This window comes from Rhizobium hidalgonense, assembly GCF_002914525.1.
GTDB lineage: Bacteria > Pseudomonadota > Alphaproteobacteria > Rhizobiales > Rhizobiaceae > Rhizobium > Rhizobium hidalgonense.
Genome location: NZ_LODW01000048.1, coordinates 1 through 15,589 on the forward strand (window position 1 = coordinate 1; position 15,589 = coordinate 15,589).

The window sequence follows — 15,589 nt, forward strand, 5'->3', positions numbered from 1 at the left end:
GCTGCGGCTCGCCGGCGCCGACATGATCATCGGCGTCGATATCAACCCGGACCGCAAGGAATGGGGCGAGAAGTTCGGCATGACGCATTTCGTCAATCCGAAGGAGGTCGGTGACGACATCGTTCCCTATCTCGTCAACCTGACCAAGCGCAATGGCGATCTGATCGGCGGCGCCGACTATACCTTCGACTGCACCGGCAACACCAAGGTCATGCGCCAAGCGCTGGAAGCATCCCACCGCGGCTGGGGCAAATCGATCATCATCGGCGTTGCCGGCGCCGGCCAGGAGATCTCCACGCGTCCGTTCCAGCTGGTCACCGGCCGCAACTGGATGGGCACTGCCTTCGGCGGCGCGCGCGGCCGTACCGACGTGCCTGACATCGTCGATTGGTACATGCAGGGCAAGATCCAGATCGACCCTATGATCACCCACACCATGCCGCTCGACGACATCAACAAGGGCTTCGACATGATGCACAAGGGCGAAAGCATCCGCGGCGTGGTGGTCTATTGATGGCTTCGGCGACCTATACCGCCGACCTCAAGAGCGTCGACGAGCTTCTCGCGCGGGAGCTCTACGACCTCTTGAAAATGCGCGTCGATGTCTTCGTCGTCGAGCAGAATTGTGCCTATCCGGAGCTCGACGGCAAGGATATCGATGCTCTGCATCTACGGCTGTTGGAGAACGGTGAACTCCTGGCTTCGGCACGGATCCTGAAGCCGCACGGGCCGCACGAGCCGTCGAAGATCGGCCGCGTCGTCGTCTCGCCCGCCCATCGCGGCAAACGCCTGGGCGATGCATTGATGAGCGAATCGATCTCTGCTTGTGAACGGCTTTATCCGGCAAACCCCATCGCTCTGTCAGCACAGGCCCATCTCCGTCGCTTCTATGAAGCTTTCGGTTTCAGCGTGGCATCCGAGGAATATCTGGAAGACGGCATTCCCCATATCGATATGGTCCGCGAGCTGGCCATCCGGCCGGCGGGGATTTCGTCATGATTTATGTCGATGCCGATGCCTGCCCAGTGAAGCCGGAAATTCTGAAGGTTGCCGAACGCCTCGGCCTCGAAGTCACCTTCGTCGCCAATTCCGGCCTGCGGCCTTCCCGCGATCCGATGATCCACAATGTCATCGTTTCCAACGCCTTCGACGCCGCCGACAACTGGATTGCCGAGCGCGCCGGCACGGGTGATGTCGTCGTCACCGCCGACGTTCCGCTCGCCGTGCGCTGTGTCGCCACCGGCGCCTTCGTCAGTGGCCCGACCGGCCGCGTCTTCGACGAGACCAATATCGGCATGGCGAGCGCCATGCGCGATCTCGGCGCGCATCTGCGCGAAACCGGCGAGAGCAAGGGCTACAACGCCGCCTTCAGCCCGAAGGACCGCTCACGTTTCCTCGAAACCTTCGACCGCCTCTGCCGCCGCGCCAAAAGCTTGTCGGCGGAGACCGGCGGGCCAACGTGATCCCGCCCAAAACGCGCATGAAACAGGTGGCATGGCAGCCATGCCGATTCCTGCCTTGAACAGGGCCGTTCTCCTAAGCATATAGACGGGATCGCAGACGACTGCGGCATCTTCCGGATGCAACCGTCGCGGGGACGGCCTCGCTCTTGAACAAGGAGAGTCGTATGCCCTGGTTTCTGCTTTTTCTCGCCGGTCTTTTCGAATGTGGCTGGGCAATCGGCCTTAAATATACCGATGGGTTCACGCGGCCGCTGCCGACGGCGCTGACCGTCATATCCATGGTGGTCAGCATCGTGCTGCTCGGCCTGGCGGTGAAGCATCTGCCGATCGGCACCGCCTATGCGGTCTGGACCGGCATCGGCACGGTCGGCACCGTGCTCCTCGGCATCTGGCTGCTTGGCGATGAGGCAAGTGTCTCCCGTCTTGCCTGCATCACGCTGATCGTCGCCGGAATCGCCGGCCTCAAACTCACTGCCTGATCCCGAAAATGCTGCGGGGCGCCGAAGCGCCCCGCAATCACTGTCCGTTTCAAGCCGTCTTGCGGTTGTCGATCGCAAACGCGCCGGGACCGGAGAAGAAGAGGTAGAGGAAGACGAAGCAGAACAATATTGCGGCGTCGCCCTGATTGACGGCCGGGAAGAAGCTGTTCGGGGCATGCGCCATAAAATAAGCGACTGCCATTTGGCCGGCCAATAGGAAGGCGACCGGACGCGTCAGCAGGCCGACCAGAATGAGGAGACCGCCGACAAGTTCCAGAAGGGCGGCGAAGAGCATCAGCGGCGGTAGCGGGCCTTCCATCTGCGCAGCCGGGAATGCGAAAAGCTTCATGGTGCCGTGTTCGATGAACAGCAGGGCAGTCATGATTCTGAGAGCGGCCAGCCCGTAGGGCCGATAGGCGGAAAGACGCTCGAAAGTTGACATTAAACCTCTCCTTAAAAAAATAAGAGCCGAGCGTTAGCTTGTCCTCGGTAAGGATTGAAGACACGGATCACTGACGGCCGTTCACTTTTTCGACAGGAGGTAAACACCTGAGCGCACGACTTTATTCGTCGGAAAATGTCAAAGCGGAATGTTGTCGTGTTTTTTCCAGGGATTGGCGAGATCCTTGTTGCGCAGCATCTTTAGGCCACGTGCGAGCCGCCGGCGGGTCGAATGCGGCATGATCACCTCATCGACATAACCGCGCTCGGCGGCGACGAAGGGCGAGAGGAACCGGTCCTCGTACATTTTCGTATGCGCGGCGATCTTTCCCGGATCGGCAATATCCTTGCGGAAGATGATTTCGACCGCGCCCTTGGCGCCCATCACGGCGATCTGCGCCGTCGGCCAGGCATAGTTGAGGTCACCGCGGAGATGCTTCGACGCCATGACGTCATAGGCGCCGCCGAAGGCCTTGCGAGTGATGACGGTGAGCTTCGGCACCGTTGCCTCGGCATAGGCAAAGAGCAGCTTGGCCCCATGCTTGATGAGGCCGCCATATTCCTGCGCCGTACCCGGCAGGAAGCCGGGAACATCGACGAAGGTGACGATCGGAATGTTGAAGCAGTCGCAGAAGCGCACGAAGCGCGCCGCCTTGCGCGACGCATCGCTATCGAGCACGCCGGCCAGCACCATCGGCTGGTTGGCGACGAAACCCACCGTGGAGCCTTCGACGCGACCGAAGCCGCAGACGATGTTGCCGGCAAAGCTTGCCTGGATCTCGAAGAAGTCCCCCTCGTCCGTCACCTTCCGGATCAATTCCTTGATATCGTAAGGCTTGTTGGCGCTGGCCGGCACCAGCGTATCCAGCGACATGTCGACCTCTGTTACCGACTGGTAACATTCGATCTCGGGCAGCGGCGCGGTGTTCGAAAGCGGCAGGAAATCGATCAGCCGGCGCACCTGCAGCAGCGTTTCCACATCATTCTCATAGGCGCCGTCAGCAATCGACGAGCGCGTCGTGTGGACCACGGCACCGCCGAGTTCTTCCGCTGTCACCGTTTCGTTGGTAACCGTTTTCACCACATCGGGCCCGGTCACGAACATGTAGGAGCTGTCCCGCACCATGAAGATGAAATCGGTCATGGCTGGCGAATAGACGTCGCCGCCGGCACAGGGACCCATGATCACCGAGATCTGCGGGATGACGCCTGAGGCGAGCACATTGCGCTGGAACACTTCGGCATAACCGCCAAGGGCCGCCACACCTTCCTGAATGCGGGCGCCACCCGCATCGTAGATGCCGACGATCGGCGCGCGGTTCTTCAGCGCCATGTCCTGCACCTTCATGATCTTCTCGGCATGCGCTTCCGAAAGCGAGCCGCCGAAGACGGTGAAATCCTTGGCGAAGACGAACACGGTGCGGCCGTTGACCGTGCCCCAGCCGGTCACGACGCCGTCGCCGGCAACCCGGCTCTTGTCCATGCCGAAATCGGTGGAGCGGTGTTCGACGAACATATCGAACTCCTCGAAGGAACCTTCGTCGAGGAAGAGATCGATGCGCTCGCGCGCCGTCAGCTTGCCGCGCTGGTGCTGGGCGTCGATGCGCGCCTTGCCGCCGCCGAGGCGAGCGACGCCGCGGCGCCGTTCCAGTTCTTCGAGAATTTCCTTCATGCGATCTCCCTCGCCGATAAACTCTAGAGCATGATGCCGAAAACTGTGCGCGGGTTTTTCATGACATCATGCTCTAACTATTTAATTTAGAACAGGATTCAGACTTCAGGCCGAGCGGGCCTAAAATCACCCTGTTCTAGTGGCTGCGCCCGCTGAGTGAGAAAGCCGACCTTATTCTCGCCGCAACGTCCTCGGCCAGGATCTCGTCGGCAAGCTTGGGGTCGGCGGCGATGCTGGTCACGTCGAAGGCGCTGACGGCAATGACCGATCCGTCTTCGACCGAGGCCGCGTCGATACTGATCTTGGCGACATTGCGATCCTTCTGGAAGCCTAGACCTTTCTCTACGGAAACCACACGGATCGTCAGCACCACGCGGGGCAGCACGGTGTCGCGCACGGTGACGTTGATTGCGGCGTTGACGCGGTCGTTGATGCCGGAAAGCAGCGCGGCCGGCATATTCGGGCCCGAAAGAACGACGGCGCTACGCACATCATAGACCGGTGTCTCCGGCTTCGGACCTGACAGACTGGCGCAGGCCGTGAGCGCGACACAGACGAGTGCGGCCCGGCAAAAACATGACCTCAGCCAATTCATGACAAATCCCGCACCCACTCCGTTGGAGTCGCAGATTTCGTCATAATGCCCGGTAAGGCAATATGTTTCAGGCGCTTAGGGCGAAAAAAACGTCCGTCGCCGCCTTGAACTCGGCAAAGCGCTTGGCGCGCCGCTCCTCGGCTTCCTCGTCACTGCCCCAATGCTCGATCGTCCAGTCTTCATCGAGATGGGCAAGCGACCAGGCCTCCTCCATCGTCACCCGGCCGCAGGCAATGGCGAGCGCCAGGATCGCCGAACCTGTCAGCGTCGTGATCGTGTGGAGCGCTGCAAGCGCCATCGGGCTATCAAATCTGGCGAGCGTCACGGCGAAGGCGGCAGTCGCCTCGCGGGGCTGCTCTTGAGGCATCACGCCTTCGATGAGGATGAAGCGGGCGCCGAGATCGTGCGCCGCCCAGTCGATGACCGGGTCCCAGCGCTCGGCCTGGCGCGCGACCAGCAGTTCCGGACCATCGGCGCGATAGCAGATAAGGTCGCTCGAGGAAAAGCGCAGTATATCTTCGAAAATCGCCTGCCTGTTGGCGTCAACGCCGTCGAGGGCGGTGTTGACAAGCCGCGTCACCGGCATCGTCAGGGGATCGATCTCTTCACCCTGCGCCTGCCATTCGGCGGCGACAAGCCGCGCCAGCGCCTCAGTGGGAACGGCGAGAACCTGCCGTGCCGGCGTGCGCACCGTCTTGCCGTCGAGCGTGACCGCAAAACCGTCCTCGTGCTCGGCGACGGAGACATCAGTATAGAAACGCTTCGGCAGCGGCTTCTTCATCTGGATCTGCGCCCGGCGGATCGGATCGGGATGGGTCAGGCCTTCGGAAAGGTCGTTCAGCAGGTCGCGCATGGGCTCACCTCAGGAAAAATGGCGCAATATCTCGTTCGGATGATAGGCGATCGCATCGGCGCCGTTGGCGATCAGCTCATCCACGCTGGCATAGCCCCAGGCAACGCCGATCGCCTTGGCGCCGGCAGCCTTTGCCATCTGCATATCGTAAATCGCATCGCCGATGACAATGGTTTCGGTGGCATTCATGCCGGTTTCCTCGCAGCATTCCGTCACCATGGCCGGATGCGGCTTGGAAGGGCAATCGTCGGCGGTGCGCGCAACGGTGAAATATCGGTCGAAGCCGTGCGTCTCCATCACGAGGTTCAGCCCGCGCCTGGATTTGCCGGTCACCGCACCGATCAGCAGATCCTCGCGTCCGCTGATCGCATCGATCATCTCGCGAATGCCGGGAAACAGCGGCTCCCGGTAGTCGAGATCCTGACGGACGACCGAGAACAGCGATTTGTAATGCGCCGTCATGTCGATATCTTGCGGCTCGACATGCGGCCTGCCCTGCATGCGGGCGATCGCGATATCGAGCGACAGGCCGATGATCGCCTTGGTATCCTCAAATCGCGGTTCCGGCTTACCGAACGTCTCGAAGGTGCGGCGCATGGTTTCGTGGATCAGGCCGGCGCTGTCGACCAGCGTGCCGTCGCAATCGAACAGGGCAAGTTTCATTCGCTGTCCCTTTCGGCGCCGGCAAGGTCGAGACCGAGAAGGTTCCAGGTCTGCACCATATGCGATGGCAGCGGCGCGCTGACGCGCAGACGGCCACCGGAGGGATGCGGGATGTCGATGTGGCGCGCGTGCAGATGCAGCTTCTTCTGGACGCCGCCCGGAAAATCCCAATTCGGATCGTCGTCGAAATATTTCGGATCGCCGATGATCGGGTGGCCGATATGCAGGGCATGGACGCGCAACTGGTGGGTACGGCCGGTATAAGGTTCCATCTCCAGCCATGCGAGGTTCTGAGCCGCCGTCTCAACCACGCGGTAGAAGGAAATCGCATGGTCGGCGCCGTCCTCCCCGTGTTTGGCGATGCGCATGCGATCGCCATCGGCTGTCGGTTCCTTGACGAGCCAGGTCGAGATCTTATCCTCGTGCTTGCGCGGCACACCCTTGACCAGCGCCCAATAGGTCTTCTTGGTGTCGCGCTCGCGGAAGGCGGCGGTCAGCTTCTGTGCGGCGCCGCGGGTGCGGGCGATGACGAGGACACCTGATGTATCGCGGTCGAGGCGGTGAACGAGCCGCGGCTTTTCGCCCTTCGGGCTGGTCCAGGCTTCGAGCATCTGATCGATATGACGGGAGACCCCGGAACCGCCCTGCACCGCAATACCCGGCGGCTTGTTGAGCACGATGACCTTGTCGTCCTCATGCAGCACCATCCGCGACAGCAGTTCGAAATCGGACGAATGCTTGAGATCCTTGCCGGCGATCGGCCCGGATTTCAGCTTGGCGTCGACATCCAGCGGCGGCACCCGCACCGTCTGGCCGGGCTGCACGCGCGCATCCGATTTGACCCGTCCGCCGTCGACGCGCACCTGGCCGGAGCGCAACAGCTTCTGCAGCGGGCCGAAGCCGAGCCCGGGAAAATGCACTTTGAACCAGCGATCGAGCCGCATGCCCGCTTCGTCGGCTTCAACCTTGATATGTTCTATGCCAGCCATAAAAAATCTTTCGGAAATTGCAGCGCGGGCCAAGCCGGCGTTCTTGCCGCAGCCTTTAGAGCATTTTCACGCAAAACGGAAACCGGAAAAGAAATCAGACCAAAGCGCGCATGACGGCAAGGCCCGCTATGACGGCCGCCATTGAAAGTCCGACGCTGGCAGCGATGTAAATACCGCCCGCGACGGCCTCGCCGCGCTCGAACAGCGAGATCGCATCCAGCGAGAAGGCCGAGAAGGTGGTGAAACCGCCGAGGAAGCCGGTGATCAGCAACAGGCGCAGTTCCACCGAGGCGTTGAACTTGCGCGCGATCAGTTCGGCGAAAACGCCGATGACGAAACAGCCGACGACGTTGACGGTAAGCGTACCCCAGGGGAAAGCCGGGCCCATCAGCCTCAACGACCACTGGCCGACATAATATCTGAGAAGGGAACCGATAGCGCCGCCGAGAGCGACAAGGAGAGCCTGGATCATGAGCCGGATTTACCGCGTTTTGAGAGCGTTTCCCATCGAGTTCGCATGATTCTTACCAATCGGTAAAATGCTGATGATTTTGTTATGATGGCACCAAGGTCATGCCGGTACGCTGACGCCATGACCCAGCTCCTGTCCGTATCGGCCAACACCGCTGCCATCGCCTTCGAATCGCTGAGAATCCCCCAGCGTGTGGCGACGAGCACCGCGGCGCGCGACGCACGGCGCCTTGCCGACCGGCAATTGAAAGCTGAGAGCCCAGATCAGGCCGAAGAGCCCTCCAGCATCATCCAGTCGACTGAGGTGGCGCTCGATTTGATGGCCAAAGGCAACCGCCAGCCGCAAGCCGGCCTCAAGCAGGCACTGCAATCCTACGAAGAGGTCTAAGGCAACCGCCTCCGAATGAAGCCCGCGGCTGCGATCACAGTCGCGGGCTTTGCTGTTTCGATCGGTTCGCACTTATTTGCCCTGCGCCGACAGCACTTGCAGCACGAGATCGACCTTGCCGGCCTTTTCGAAGGTCAGCGTCACCGGCACGGTATCGCCCTGCTTGAACGGCGTCTTCACCTTCTGGAACATCAGATGCAGATTGCCGGGCTCGAGCTTGACCGTCTGGCCGGCGGCAACGGTGATGCCGTCCTTCAGCTGGCGCATCCGCATGACATTGTCCTTGGTCACCATCTCATGGAGCTGAACCTCGCCCGCTACCGGCGAGGTCACCGACAGCAGCCGATCGTCGGTCTTGCCGTTGTTCTTCACCGTGAAGAAGCCGCCGCCGACCGGCTGGCCGGGCAGCATCGCCTTGGCGAACCCGCCGGAGACTTCGAGATCGCCGGCCTTGACCGTTTCGCCGGCCGGCGCCGCAGCCGCCATACCGGACATGTCCATGCCGGTTTTACCGGTCATGTCCATGCCGGTTTTACCGGTCATGTCCATGCCGGCCATGTCCCCGTGCTCATGATCATGGCTTTCGCCGGCAACAACCTTCAACAGCGGCGCCGGGCTTTTCATCCCATGCGCATCACCGCCCTCCTTCGCCACCTGATCCCAGGCCTGAACTGTATCGCCGCACATCTGCGTCACCGGAAAGGCGAGCGAGGTCCCGGCCTCAATGCCCGATACCTTCCCCTGGATGACGAAAGTATCGTAGAAATCGTCGGAGAGATTGCCGTTCTTCCAGCGGATCTCGACTGCGCCTGCCTTCACCTTGTCGCCGTGATTGTCATAGGTCTTCTGGTAATCGCCCTTGACCACCTCGAGTTCCCAGCCAGCCTTCGGCTGCGGCTTGGCGAAGACGAAACCTTCCGGTAGCTTGACTCGCACTTCGGTGGTCGCCTTGCCGTCGCAGCCATGCGGCAGCTGCAGCGTGGCGAGAATGGTGCTCTCCTGCGTGGCCTCCTTGTCGAGGAAGGTCACATGCGCCTCGGCGCCGCCAATGGCGGTCGCGGAAAAAAGGGCGGCAAGCGCGAATGTCTGCATGGTTTTCATCGGATATCTCCTCGCCGGCCGCGGACTTCTGTTGGGCGGACCGGCATGCTGCGTCATAGGTTGCGGAGCAGATCAGCCGAGGATGGGAGGCGCGCGGGAATTCGGCCGGACGACGGCACTTGCGCCAGCAACGGCTGAGGTTTCGACCGGCGGATTAAGGAACGAGCCGAGCTTGCGTTCGAGCCAGGAGCCGGCATCCGGCGCCGTCAGAATGACGGAAGCCGACAATCGGCAGGCTTCGCAATTCGGCTTGAAGGCGACGGTCTTGCCGTCGGCGTCCTTCACCGTGACGCAGAGCGAGGCGAAGGTGCCGTCCGGCAGCATATAGGCTGCGGCATGGTAGCCTTGGGAAACAACGGTCTGCGGCGCCTCATGGGCAAGGCCGAGCAAAGCCAAGCTCAAGGCGCAAAGCATGCGCAGAAAGAGCGTCGCTTTCAATTCGGTCCGCCGCATGAGATCCCCTTCAACAGCAAGCCGCGATAGCCGGTTTCGCCCCCGAATGCAAAAGCAGATTTGCGGCAGTTTAAGGCATGATTGGAATAAGACGACAAAAATTTGCTCGGTGACGACATTTGGCGCTTGCCAATCGCCCCAGCCAACGGATAATTGCGCCAACCTTGTTGGGAGAATCCGGTGCTTTCGCCACCGGTGCCGAAGGAGCAACCGCCCCGGAAACTCTCAGGCAAAAGGACCAGCAAGGGGCAGACGGAACTCTGGAGAGAAGCGTTTTTAAAGCGCTCGCCGAAGGGATAACAATCTCAGGCAAAGGGACAGAGGGGGCTCAGGAGAGAAGCGCGCAGCCGCGCCTTCAGATTTGAGCCCGCGCCTTCGCGAGAAGGCGCAAACCCCGGAGGCGTCTTTTGGACGATACTGCTGCCCTGAAGAAAACCCCGCTGCATGGCCTGCATCTTTCGCTCGGCGCCCGCATGGTGCCGTTCGCAGGTTACGACATGCCGGTGCAATATCCGGCCGGCGTGATGAAGGAACATCTTCATACCCGCACCGAGGCCGGCATCTTCGATGTCTCGCATATGGGCCAGGTCATCGTGAAGGCGAAATCGGGCAGCTACGAGGATGCCGCGCTGGCGCTCGAAAGCCTGGTGCCGGTCGACATTCTCGGCCTTGCCGAAGGCCGCCAGCGCTACGGCTTCTTCACCGACGACAGCGGCTGCATTCTCGACGACCTGATGATCACTCATCTCGACGACCACCTTTTCATCGTCGTCAACGCCTCCTGCAAGGAGGCCGATCTTGCTCATCTGCAAGCCCATATCGGCGACCAGTGCGACATCACCCTTCTCGATCGCGCCCTGATCGCGCTGCAGGGTCCGCGTGCCGTTGAGGTGCTCGCCGAGCTCTGGGCCGACGTCGCGGCGATGAAATTCATGGATGTGCGCCACTGCCGCCTGCACGATGTTTCCTGCCTGGTCTCGCGCTCAGGCTATAGCGGCGAGGACGGCTTCGAAATCTCGATCCCGGCGGACAAGGCCGTCGATGTCACCATGCGGTTGCTCGAGCATCCCGATGTCCAGGCGATCGGCCTCGGCGCCCGCGACTCGCTGCGCCTCGAAGCCGGCCTTTGCCTCTACGGCAACGATATCGACACGACCACCTCGCCGGTCGAAGCGGCGCTGGAATGGGCGATGCAGAAGGCGCGGCGCTCGGGTGGCGCACGCGCCGGTGGCTTCCCGGGCTCCGGCCGCATCCTGTCCGAACTCGAAAACGGCGCTGTCCGCCGCCGCGTCGGCCTGAAGCCGGAAGGCAAGGCGCCGGTGCGTGGCCATGCCAAGCTCTATGCCGATGCCGAGGGCAAAGCCGAAATCGGCGAAGTCACCTCGGGCGGCTTCGGCCCCAGCGTCGAGGGCCCCGTCGCCATGGGCTATGTGCCGGTCTCCCATGCTGCGGCCGGCACGCTCGTCTATGCCGAGGTGCGCGGCAAATATCTGCCGGTCACCGTCAGCGCCCTGCCCTTCGTTACACCCACCTACAAACGCTAAACCTTTCCAGAGAGGACGAACAATGCTGAAATTCACCGAAGAACATGAATGGCTGCAGATCGAAGGCGGCGTTGCGACGGTCGGCATCACCACCTATGCCGTCGAGCAACTCGGCGACCTGGTTTTCGTCGAACTGCCGGAAGTCGGCGCGACCTTCTCCAAGAACGGCAATGCCGCGACCGTTGAATCCGTCAAGGCTGCCTCCGACGTCTATTGTCCGCTCGACGGCGAGATCACCGAGGTCAATCCGGCCATCGTCGCCGATCCCTCGCTGGTCAATTCCGATCCTCAAGGGTCGGGCTGGTTCTTCAAGCTGAAGCTTGCCAATCCCGCGGACGCCGACGGTCTGCTCGACGAGGCGGCTTATAAGGAGCTCACCGCGTAATGACGACGCCGACCGAATTCCAGTTCACCGACTATCAGCCCTACGATTTTGCCAATCGCCGTCACATCGGCCCCTCGCCGGCCGAGATGACCGACATGCTGAAGGCCATCGGCTATAACAGTCTCGACGGGCTGATCGACGCGACACTGCCGCCTTCGATCCGCCAGAAGGCACCGCTCGTCTGGGGCGCGCCGATGACCGAGCGCGAGGCGCTCGACAAGCTGCGCGACACCGCCAACAAGAACAAGGTGCTGGTCTCGCTGATCGGCCAGGGTTATTACGGCACGATCACCCCGCCGGTCATTCAGCGCAACATCCTGGAGAATCCGGCCTGGTACACTGCCTATACGCCCTACCAGCCGGAAATCAGCCAGGGCCGCCTGGAAGCCCTGCTGAACTACCAGACTATGATCTCGGACCTCACCGGCCTCGACGTCGCCAATGCCTCGCTGCTCGACGAAGCGACCGCCGCCGCCGAAGGCATGGCGATGGCTGAGCGCGTCTCCAAATCGAAGGCGAAAGCCTTCTTCGTCGATGCCGACTGCCACCCGCAGACTATCGCCCTCATCCGCACCCGCGCCGAGCCGCTTGGCTGGAGCGTCATCGTTGGCAATCCCTTCACCGATCTCGATCCCGTCGACGTCTTCGGTGCGATCTTCCAATATCCCGGCACGCACGGTCACGTGCGTGATTTCACCGGCCTGATCGCCCGCCTGCACCAGGCCGGCGCCATATCAGTCGTCGCCGCCGATATCCTGGCGCTGACGCTGCTGAAATCACCAGGCGAAATGGGCGCCGATATCGCCGTCGGTTCATCGCAGCGCTTCGGCGTTCCGGTCGGCTACGGCGGCCCGCATGCGGCCTATATGGCTGTGAAAGACGCCATCAAGCGCTCCATGCCCGGCCGCCTGGTCGGCGTCTCCGTCGATGCTCGCGGCAACCGCGCCTATCGCCTGTCGCTGCAAACCCGCGAGCAGCATATCCGCCGCGAGAAGGCGACCTCGAACATCTGCACCGCCCAGGTGCTGCTCGCCGTCATGGCCTCGATGTATGCGGTCTTCCACGGTCCGGATGGCATCAAGGCGATCGCCCAGCAGGTGCACCAGAAAGCCGTGCTGATGGCCAAGGGCCTGGAAAAGCTCGGCTACAAGGTCGAGCCGGAAAGTTTCTTCGACACGATCACCGTCGATGTCGGCCATATGCAGGGTCTCATCCTGCGCGCCGCCGTCGCCGAAGGCGTCAATCTGCGCAAGGTCGGCGAAACCGGGATCGGCATGAGCCTCGACGAACGCACCCGACCTGCAACGCTCGAGGCAGTCTGGCGCGCCCTCGGCGGCAATTTCACCATTGCCGATTTCGAACCGTCCTACCGGCTGCCGAAGGACATGCTGCGCACCAGCGATTACCTCAGCCATCCGATCTTCCACATGAACCGCGCCGAAAGCGAGATGACGCGGTACATCCGCCGGCTCTCCGACCGCGATCTGGCGCTCGACCGCTCGATGATCCCGCTCGGCTCCTGCACGATGAAGCTGAATGCGACGGCGGAAATGCTGCCGATCACCTGGCCTGAATTTTCCGACATCCACCCCTTCGTGCCGGCAGATCAGGCGCTCGGCTATCGCGAAATGATCGACGACCTGATCGAAAAGCTCTGCGCCGTCACCGGCTACGATGCTTTCTCGATGCAGCCGAATTCCGGCGCTCAGGGCGAATATGCCGGCCTGCTGACGATCCGCAACTACCATATCGCCAACGGCGAGGGTCATCGCGACGTCTGCCTGATCCCGACCTCGGCCCATGGAACTAACCCGGCCTCGGCCCAGATGGTCGGCATGAAGGTCGTCGTCGTCAAGGTGCGGGAAAACGGCGACATCGATCTCGACGATTTCCGCGCCAAGGCTGCGGAACATGCGGCAAATCTCTCCTGCTGCATGATCACCTACCCCTCGACACATGGCGTCTTCGAGGAAACGGTCAAGGAGATTTGCGAACTGGTGCATGCCAATGGCGGCCAGGTCTATCTCGATGGCGCCAACATGAACGCCATGGTCGGCCTGTCCCGCCCTGGTGACATCGGCTCCGACGTTTCTCACCTGAACCTGCACAAAACCTTCTGCATCCCGCATGGCGGCGGCGGTCCCGGCATGGGCCCGATCGGCGTCAAGGCGCATCTGGCGCCCCACCTGCCCGGCCATCCCGAAACCGACGGACGCCCCGGCGCGGTCTCGGCCGCCGCCTTCGGCTCGGCCTCAATCCTGCCGATCTCCTGGAGCTACTGTCTGATGATGGGCGGCGAAGGCCTGACCCAGGCAACCAAGGTGGCGATCCTCAACGCCAACTACATCGCTACCCGGCTAAAGGGCGCCTATGACGTGCTCTACAAGTCAAAGAACGGCCGGGTCGCCCATGAATGCATCATCGACACCCGCCCGCTGGTCGACAGCGCCGGCGTCACCGTCGACGACGTCGCCAAGCGGCTGATCGACTGTGGCTTCCACGCGCCGACGATGAGCTGGCCGGTGGCTGGCACACTGATGATCGAGCCGACGGAAAGCGAGACCAAGGCCGAGCTCGACCGCTTCTGCGAGGCGATGCTGGCGATCCGCGAGGAAGCCCGCGCCATCGAAGACGGCCGCATGGACAGGACCGACAATCCGCTGAAGAACGCCCCGCACACGGTGGAAGACCTCGTCGGCGAATGGAACCGGCCCTACAGCCGGGAGCAGGCCTGCTTCCCACCCGGCGCCTTCCGCGTCGACAAATACTGGTCCCCGGTCAACCGCGTCGACAATGTCTACGGCGACCGCAACCTCATCTGCACCTGCCCGCCGGTGGAGAGTTATGCGGAGGCTGCGGAGTAGAATGCATTCGGCGAGCCCCTTCCACGAATTGGGAGGGGCTCAGCTTATGACGAGGCACAAGGGTCAAATTTAACCTTTCTTAGCAAGTCTCTGTTAGCAATTGAAAATGGGCGGTTTCTTTCAGCCGTCGACTTTTGTTTTGCGTGCAGGTTCTCATGCGTCCATCGGCTGTGCCAGCAATCCTCCTCGCCGCCCTGATCCTGTCGGGATGCGCCGCCAGTTCCGGCGCAGAAGATGTGCTCACCCCAGTGCCGTCGGCCGAAACGACCAATGCGATCACCAAGCCTGGTGGCCCAATCCCGGCTGCTGCCGTGGGTGAAGCTGCTCCGCAGGCCAGCGCGCCGCAAGAGGCGTTGAGCTGGACAGGGCAGGTTCCGGAGCCGCAGGCGCTCGTGCCCGCAGACAGGCCGGTCGGCATGCCGATGCCGACGGAACGGCCGGTGGCGATGCTGATGCCTGCCAACCCGGAAGCCGATCCCGATAACAGCACCAAATCGCCGACGCGCTCGCGAATTTACGGCCACCGCTTCCGTGATGCCAAGCCGATCAATTTCGGCAGAACTTCGCCGAGAAAGCTTGCCGTGCACGGCGTCGACGTGTCGCGCTGGCAAGGTGAGATCGACTGGGAGACGCTGCGGTCGCAGGGCGCCAACTTCGTCTACATCAAGGCGACCGACGGCGGTGATCACCTCGATCCGATGTTCAAGAAGAACTGGCGCCGTGCCAAGGAAGCCGGTCTGAAACACGGCGCCTATCACTTCTTCTACTGGTGCCGGACAGCCGGCGAACAGGCCGACTGGTTCATCCGCAATGTGCCGAGGGAAGCAAACGCCCTTCCGCCCGTGATCGACGTCGAATGGAACGGCGAATCGAGCTGCAAGCGGCGCATTTCCCCCGCCCGCGTCCGCGAAAAGATGCAGGTTTTCATGGACAAGCTGGAGCGCTATTACGGCCAGCGCCCGATCATCTACACGGCGCCGGATTTCTACCGCGACAATCTGAAGGGCCAGATGCTCGACTATCCCTTCTGGCTGCGCTCGGTCGCCGCTCATCCGTCCAAGGTCTATCCCGGCCGCAAATGGCTCTTCTGGCAATATTCCGGTTCCGGCCTCTCCGACGGCGTCGACGGCAAGATCGACCTCAACGTCTTCAACGGCAACGAAAGCGATTGGCACGACTGGGTAGCGGCGCGGTGACAGAGAGGTTTGGCTCGCACGATGTCGACCGA

The 15,589-nt window shown here is 62.0% G+C and carries 18 protein-coding genes and 1 riboswitch; of the genes, 9 read left to right on the forward strand and 9 right to left on the reverse strand.

The annotated features are described in order from the left end of the window. The 4 genes from ATY29_RS09900 to sugE form a co-directional block, all read left to right on the forward strand. Nucleotides 1-514 (forward strand): zinc-binding dehydrogenase (locus tag ATY29_RS09900; protein WP_146053992.1); only part of this gene is annotated, 514 nt, incomplete at its 5' end. Further along, nucleotides 514-999 (forward strand): GNAT family N-acetyltransferase, encoded by a 486-nt coding sequence (locus ATY29_RS09905; protein ID WP_097532655.1) that lies wholly within the window; start codon nucleotides 514-516, stop codon nucleotides 997-999. The genes ATY29_RS09900 and ATY29_RS09905, both read left to right, overlap by 1 nt. Next, a complete protein-coding gene (locus tag ATY29_RS09910; RefSeq protein WP_025416239.1) occupies nucleotides 996-1,463 on the forward strand; it encodes a YaiI/YqxD family protein in 468 nt (155 codons plus the stop codon). Before ATY29_RS09905 ends, ATY29_RS09910 begins: the two co-directional genes overlap by 4 nt. Nucleotides 1,464-1,627: 164 nt before the next feature. Beyond that, complete coding sequence (gene sugE, locus ATY29_RS09915) at nucleotides 1,628-1,942, forward strand: quaternary ammonium compound efflux SMR transporter SugE (protein WP_097532656.1); 315 nt, start codon at nucleotides 1,628-1,630, stop codon at nucleotides 1,940-1,942. 49 nt (nucleotides 1,943-1,991) lie between these two features. Here the strand turns inward: sugE and ATY29_RS09920 are convergent, their stop codons facing one another. The 7 genes from ATY29_RS09920 to crcB form a co-directional block, all read right to left on the reverse strand. Further along, a complete protein-coding gene (locus ATY29_RS09920) occupies nucleotides 1,992-2,384 on the reverse strand; it encodes a DoxX family protein (RefSeq protein ID WP_003568846.1) in 393 nt (130 codons plus the stop codon). Nucleotides 2,385-2,522: 138 nt separating this feature from the next. Continuing rightward, nucleotides 2,523-4,055, reverse strand: coding sequence for an acyl-CoA carboxylase subunit beta (locus ATY29_RS09925; RefSeq protein ID WP_025416240.1), 1,533 nt, complete (start codon nucleotides 4,053-4,055; stop codon nucleotides 2,523-2,525). 136 nt (nucleotides 4,056-4,191) lie between these two features. Beyond that, nucleotides 4,192-4,650, reverse strand: a complete 459-nt coding sequence (locus ATY29_RS09930; protein ID WP_003568848.1) for a calponin homology domain-containing protein — start codon at nucleotides 4,648-4,650, stop codon at nucleotides 4,192-4,194. Between the two features lie 67 nt (nucleotides 4,651-4,717). Further along, nucleotides 4,718-5,503 carry an ATP12 family chaperone protein gene (locus tag ATY29_RS09935; RefSeq protein WP_025416241.1) on the reverse strand — a complete coding sequence of 262 codons (786 nt, stop codon included), beginning with the start codon at nucleotides 5,501-5,503 and terminating at the stop codon, nucleotides 4,718-4,720. Nucleotides 5,504-5,512: 9 nt separating this feature from the next. Then, nucleotides 5,513-6,166: an HAD-IA family hydrolase gene (locus ATY29_RS09940; RefSeq protein ID WP_003568852.1), complete on the reverse strand. Its 654-nt coding sequence runs from the start codon at nucleotides 6,164-6,166 to the stop codon at nucleotides 5,513-5,515. Beyond that, complete coding sequence (locus tag ATY29_RS09945) at nucleotides 6,163-7,155, reverse strand: RluA family pseudouridine synthase (protein ID WP_003568854.1); 993 nt, start codon at nucleotides 7,153-7,155, stop codon at nucleotides 6,163-6,165. The genes ATY29_RS09940 and ATY29_RS09945 overlap by 4 nt, the downstream gene beginning before the upstream one ends. A 94-nt stretch (nucleotides 7,156-7,249) precedes the next feature. Then, on the reverse strand, nucleotides 7,250-7,627 hold the full coding sequence (gene crcB, locus ATY29_RS09950; RefSeq protein ID WP_003568856.1) for a fluoride efflux transporter CrcB: 378 nt from the start codon (nucleotides 7,625-7,627) through the stop codon (nucleotides 7,250-7,252). Nucleotides 7,628-7,747: 120 nt separating this feature from the next. Here crcB and ATY29_RS09955 point away from each other — a divergent pair, with 120 nt between their 5' ends. Continuing rightward, nucleotides 7,748-8,014, forward strand: a complete 267-nt coding sequence (locus ATY29_RS09955; protein WP_003568857.1) for a hypothetical protein — start codon at nucleotides 7,748-7,750, stop codon at nucleotides 8,012-8,014. Between the two features lie 72 nt (nucleotides 8,015-8,086). Here ATY29_RS09955 and ATY29_RS09960 read toward each other — a convergent pair whose 3' ends face one another. Both ATY29_RS09960 and ATY29_RS09965 read right to left on the reverse strand, forming a co-directional pair. Continuing rightward, the gene (locus tag ATY29_RS09960) at nucleotides 8,087-9,115 is read right to left on the reverse strand and encodes a DUF1775 domain-containing protein (protein WP_097532657.1); all 1,029 of its coding nucleotides are present in this window, start codon (nucleotides 9,113-9,115) and stop codon (nucleotides 8,087-8,089) included. Between the two features lie 72 nt (nucleotides 9,116-9,187). Continuing rightward, nucleotides 9,188-9,568: a hypothetical protein gene (locus ATY29_RS09965; protein WP_003568860.1), complete on the reverse strand. Its 381-nt coding sequence runs from the start codon at nucleotides 9,566-9,568 to the stop codon at nucleotides 9,188-9,190. 158 nt (nucleotides 9,569-9,726) lie between these two features. Next, a riboswitch (glycine riboswitch) is annotated at nucleotides 9,727-9,819 on the forward strand. A gap of 156 nt (nucleotides 9,820-9,975) precedes the next feature. Between ATY29_RS09965 and gcvT the strand changes: the two genes are divergently transcribed. The 4 genes from gcvT (at nucleotide 9,976) to ATY29_RS09985 (ending at nucleotide 15,557) form a co-directional block, all read left to right on the forward strand. Continuing rightward, a complete protein-coding gene (gene gcvT / locus ATY29_RS09970; RefSeq protein ID WP_097532658.1) occupies nucleotides 9,976-11,112 on the forward strand; it encodes a glycine cleavage system aminomethyltransferase GcvT in 1,137 nt (378 codons plus the stop codon). Between the two features lie 22 nt (nucleotides 11,113-11,134). Continuing rightward, entirely contained in the window at nucleotides 11,135-11,497 is a 363-nt protein-coding gene (gene gcvH / locus ATY29_RS09975; RefSeq protein ID WP_003579465.1) for a glycine cleavage system protein GcvH, read from the forward strand. Next, the gene (gcvP, locus tag ATY29_RS09980) at nucleotides 11,497-14,361 is read left to right on the forward strand and encodes an aminomethyl-transferring glycine dehydrogenase (protein ID WP_097532659.1); all 2,865 of its coding nucleotides are present in this window, start codon (nucleotides 11,497-11,499) and stop codon (nucleotides 14,359-14,361) included. The genes gcvH and gcvP overlap by 1 nt, the downstream gene beginning before the upstream one ends. Before the next feature lie 155 nt (nucleotides 14,362-14,516). After that, nucleotides 14,517-15,557, forward strand: coding sequence for a glycoside hydrolase family 25 protein (locus ATY29_RS09985; protein ID WP_003568866.1), 1,041 nt, complete (start codon nucleotides 14,517-14,519; stop codon nucleotides 15,555-15,557). The last annotated feature ends 32 nt before the right edge of the window (nucleotides 15,558-15,589 follow it).

Coding starts and splice junctions, on each gene's coding strand:
- ATY29_RS09905 (WP_097532655.1), top strand. CDS start 514: ATGGCTTCGGCGACCTATACCGCCGACCTCAAGAGCGTCGACGAGCTT.
- ATY29_RS09910 (WP_025416239.1), top strand. CDS start 996: ATGATTTATGTCGATGCCGATGCCTGCCCAGTGAAGCCGGAAATTCTG.
- sugE (WP_097532656.1), top strand. CDS start 1,628: ATGCCCTGGTTTCTGCTTTTTCTCGCCGGTCTTTTCGAATGTGGCTGG.
- ATY29_RS09920 (WP_003568846.1), bottom strand. CDS start 2,384: ATGTCAACTTTCGAGCGTCTTTCCGCCTATCGGCCCTACGGGCTGGCC.
- ATY29_RS09925 (WP_025416240.1), bottom strand. CDS start 4,055: ATGAAGGAAATTCTCGAAGAACTGGAACGGCGCCGCGGCGTCGCTCGC.
- ATY29_RS09930 (WP_003568848.1), bottom strand. CDS start 4,650: ATGAATTGGCTGAGGTCATGTTTTTGCCGGGCCGCACTCGTCTGTGTC.
- ATY29_RS09935 (WP_025416241.1), bottom strand. CDS start 5,503: ATGCGCGACCTGCTGAACGACCTTTCCGAAGGCCTGACCCATCCCGAT.
- ATY29_RS09940 (WP_003568852.1), bottom strand. CDS start 6,166: ATGAAACTTGCCCTGTTCGATTGCGACGGCACGCTGGTCGACAGCGCC.
- ATY29_RS09945 (WP_003568854.1), bottom strand. CDS start 7,155: ATGGCTGGCATAGAACATATCAAGGTTGAAGCCGACGAAGCGGGCATG.
- crcB (WP_003568856.1), bottom strand. CDS start 7,627: ATGATCCAGGCTCTCCTTGTCGCTCTCGGCGGCGCTATCGGTTCCCTT.
- ATY29_RS09955 (WP_003568857.1), top strand. CDS start 7,748: ATGACCCAGCTCCTGTCCGTATCGGCCAACACCGCTGCCATCGCCTTC.
- ATY29_RS09960 (WP_097532657.1), bottom strand. CDS start 9,115: ATGAAAACCATGCAGACATTCGCGCTTGCCGCCCTTTTTTCCGCGACC.
- ATY29_RS09965 (WP_003568860.1), bottom strand. CDS start 9,568: ATGCGGCGGACCGAATTGAAAGCGACGCTCTTTCTGCGCATGCTTTGC.
- gcvH (WP_003579465.1), top strand. CDS start 11,135: ATGCTGAAATTCACCGAAGAACATGAATGGCTGCAGATCGAAGGCGGC.
- gcvP (WP_097532659.1), top strand. CDS start 11,497: ATGACGACGCCGACCGAATTCCAGTTCACCGACTATCAGCCCTACGAT.
- ATY29_RS09985 (WP_003568866.1), top strand. CDS start 14,517: ATGCGTCCATCGGCTGTGCCAGCAATCCTCCTCGCCGCCCTGATCCTG.